Raw genomic sequence first — 730 nt, forward strand, 5'->3', positions numbered from 1 at the left:
AGGATGCTGGTATCCACCCCGGAAAGCCCGGCAATCACCACACTGAGCAGCACCCGCTCTGCCAGAAAACCGCCAAAATCCGACGCCTGCCAGAAGATGATCTTGGACAGGAAATACAGCCAGCAGCATAAGACCATAGTCCGCTTGTACCCGATGCGGTCCGCCACCACACCCCAGGGCACTTCCAGCGCAATGGTCAGGGCATAGGAGATGCTCTCGATGAGGGTGATCTGAAAAATCGTGACCCCCTGGGCCTGCCGGTACAGGGTGGCTATCGCCCCGTAAAACACCATGCCCTGCAAAAAGGTCATGGCGTACATGAGATAAATATTGCGTTTCACGAAAAAAAACGTCCTTTCCCAAAAATCCCGGATGCGCACGGCAAACAGGCGCCGTGCCCCGGCACCTTGCCTGCGCGTTTTGGGATTTTTCAGATAGGACGATGCATTGCAGTTTTCCTGCCTTATGTTTCAAGATGTACCCAGTATAGCACGGCGGGCAGGCACCGTCAATCGGCGTTGCGCAGTTCTTCCCGCAGCCGCCGTACCCGGCGCTCAATTTCGTCGATCACGGCGTTAAAGGCCGCGTCATCCTGACCCGTGGGGTCGGGCAGGCCCCAGTCCTCCCGCCGGGTACAGGTCAGCATGGGGCACTGTACGTTGCAGCCCATGGTAATGACCACATCCACCGGCGGCAGTTCCGCCAGCAGTTTGCTGCGCTGGGCGGCGGC

At 58.6% G+C, this 730-nt stretch carries 1 protein-coding gene and 1 pseudogene; both read right to left on the minus strand.

Annotation, left to right across the window (positions count from 1 at the left end; translation table 11 throughout):
- A partial coding sequence (locus H6B10_RS14820) for an MFS transporter (protein WP_345941861.1) occupies nt 1–341 on the minus strand: 341 nt, incomplete at its 3' end.
- 167 nt (nt 342–508) lie between these two features.
- Nucleotides 509–730 (minus strand): annotated as a pseudogene (locus H6B10_RS14825) (arsenate reductase ArsC); the annotation flags it as partial.

This window comes from Gemmiger formicilis, assembly GCF_016901605.1.
In the GTDB taxonomy this organism is placed as follows: Bacteria; Bacillota; Clostridia; order Oscillospirales; family Ruminococcaceae; genus Gemmiger; species Gemmiger formicilis_B.